Annotated in this window: 4 protein-coding genes; 3 read left to right on the top strand and 1 reads right to left on the bottom strand. The window is 61.2% G+C overall.

The window, feature by feature from the left end:
* The 3 genes from WCA53_RS33475 to gloA form a co-directional block, all read left to right on the top strand.
* The coding region (locus WCA53_RS33475) for a lysophospholipid acyltransferase family protein (RefSeq protein ID WP_423922205.1) at nt 1–586 on the top strand (586 nt) is incomplete at its 5' end.
* An 88-nt stretch (nt 587–674) separates the two neighbouring features.
* Nucleotides 675–1,637: a M48 family metallopeptidase gene (locus WCA53_RS33470; protein WP_423922208.1), complete on the top strand. Its 963-nt coding sequence runs from the start codon at nt 675–677 to the stop codon at nt 1,635–1,637.
* A 122-nt stretch (nt 1,638–1,759) separates the two neighbouring features.
* Nucleotides 1,760–2,146: a lactoylglutathione lyase gene (gloA, locus tag WCA53_RS33465; protein WP_423922202.1), complete on the top strand. Its 387-nt coding sequence runs from the start codon at nt 1,760–1,762 to the stop codon at nt 2,144–2,146.
* Nucleotides 2,147–2,195: 49 nt separating this feature from the next.
* Here the strand turns inward: gloA and WCA53_RS33460 are convergent.
* Nucleotides 2,196–2,462, bottom strand: a 267-nt coding sequence (locus WCA53_RS33460; RefSeq protein WP_423922198.1) for a porin, incomplete at its 5' end; no start/stop codon positions are given.

Below are 2,462 nucleotides of genomic sequence, written 5' to 3'. Positions count from 1 at the left end.
GATCAAAGGCGTCGAGAATCTCCCCGATGGGCCCGCCGTGCTGCTGTCGAAGCATCAATCGGCATGGGAAACGCTGGCCTTTCCCGCGTTGATGCCCAAGCCGCTCTGCTACGTATTCAAGCGCGAGCTGCTGTTCGTTCCGTTCTTCGGCTGGACCATGGGCATGCTCAAGATGGTTCATATCGACAGGCGCCAGGGCAAGGACGCGTTCGCATCGGTGGCGCGCCAGGGACGCGAACGCATGGCGGAAGGCGCGTGGGTAATCATGTTCCCGGAAGGCACGCGCACGCCCGTGGGCAAGCAGGGCAAATACAAGTCCGGCGGCGCACGGTTCGCAGTCGCGGCGGGGGCGCCTGTCGTGCCGGTCGCGCACAATGCGGGGCACGTCTGGCCGCGGAAATCGTTTCTGAAATATGCGGGTATAGTCACGATGTCGATTGGTCGTCCGATTGACACAACCGGCCTCACAGCGGATGAAGTCAACGCGCGCGTGGAGCGCTGGATCGAAGAGGAAATGCGCCTTATCGATCCGGCCGCGTACTCCGTGCCATACGCGGCTACGCAGAGCGCGACGATTGACCCATAGCGTTCAATAGCTGCCGGAGCGCACCGTGGCCTTTTCGTTGACTTCGTTCCTCCCGACATTCCTGCGCCGCGTGCGCCAAGCTGAGCCGATGCCGAAGACTCCCTCGCGACAGCGCCCCGCTGCCGCGCTCGACAACCCGCAACTCGACCTGCCCTTCGTGCAGCCGTCGTCACCGCCCATGCCTCCTGCACCTGTTATGTCTGCTACGCCTGCATCGAGCTTGCCGGCTGTACCGGCCATGCCGGCCACGTTGCGCGGCGACATTGCCCCCATCGAACCTTCGATCGCGCCCTCGCCGCCGCGTGCGCCCGATGGGGCGCGCCATCGCGAGCTATTGCTCGGTGCGCGAAAGCTCACGTATCGCTTGAAGCGTTCGTCGCGACGGACCATTGGCTTCACCATCGACGGCACCGGCCTCGCCATTACCGCGCCGCGCTGGGTGACCATTGCGGATATCGAGAGCGCGATTGTCGAGAAGGAAACGTGGATCTTCAAGAAGCTCGGCGAGTGGCAGGCACGCGCGCAAGAGCGCGCGCTTCCCCGCATCGAATGGAAAGATGGCGCGCAGTTGCCGTATCTCGGGCGGACGATAAGCATCATGCTCACCGCGGTGCCGGGCTCGATCGATCCCGTGCCCTTCTTCGATGCCGACAAGAGCGTCTTGTGGCTCGCTCTTCCCGGCGATGCCCAGCCGCAGCACATTCGCGAGCGCGTGCAACGCTGGTTGCATGCGCGCGCCCTGCACGTGTTCGGCGAACGGCTGCCGGTCTACGCGGCAAAGTTGGATGTCACGTTCCGTGCGTACGCGTTGTCGTCCGCGGCGACGCGCTGGGGCAGTTGTTCCAGCGATGGCAAGATTCGGCTCAACTGGCGGCTCATCCACTTTCCGGTGCCGATTATCGATTACGTTGTGGCGCATGAGCTTGCGCATCTTCGCGAGATGAATCACAGCCCACGCTTCTGGCAGACAGTCGAGTCGATATTTCCGGACTTTCGCGAAGCGCGTCACACGTTGAAGCATCACCCGCCTGAGTTGCTGCCGGTGCTTTGACGTCCATCGCACCGCTTATTCGATGCCCGGTGAGTCCGCGCACTCGGGCGTACAATTTTTGGGCGCGTCTGCCGTGCGCTTGCACGGATCGTTTTCTATAGCCACGAAAGAGGAACCTCATCATGCGACTTCTACATACCATGCTGCGAGTCGGCGACTTGCAGCGCTCCATCGATTTCTATACCCGCATTCTTGGCATGAAAGTGCTGCGCCAGAGCGAGAATACGGAATACAAGTACACCTTGGCATTCGTCGGTTATGGCGATGAGAGCGAGAACAGCGTGCTGGAATTGACGTACAACTGGGGCGTCGATAAATACGACCTGGGCTCGGCGTATGGACACATTGCGCTGGAAGTCGACGATGCCGCCGCAGCGTGCAATCTCATTCGCGAAGCGGGTGGGAAGGTATCGCGCGAGGCCGGCCCGGTGAAAGGCGGGACGACGGTGATCGCGTTTGTTGAAGATCCGGATGGGTATAAGGTCGAGTTGATCGAGAAGCATTCTTGAAAGGGGTTGGGGAATTGGGGGGTTCCGCTAGCCCCCCAAAACCTCCCCCTCAAAACTTATGCCGCAGCCCCGTCATCACGCCAACCTGGGTGCCCTTCTGCGCATAGCTAACGCCATTCACGCCCATTAACTGCGCGCCAACAAGCCCCCCTTTGTAGAGCGAATAATCCGCCTCAAGATAGACGTCGGTACGCTTTGACAAGTCATAATCCGCGACCAGTTGATACTGCCAGGCCGAACCATCCTGCGACTGCGTCTTCCCATCCTGCAACGTACGCCACACGTTCCCCGCGAAATGCCAGGGTCCGAGTTCCTG

The organism is Caballeronia sp. (genome assembly GCF_049581465.1).
GTDB lineage: Bacteria > Pseudomonadota > Gammaproteobacteria > Burkholderiales > Burkholderiaceae > Caballeronia.
Note: the sequence above shows the minus strand (reverse complement) of the source record. Positions and strands in the feature narration are given on the sequence as shown.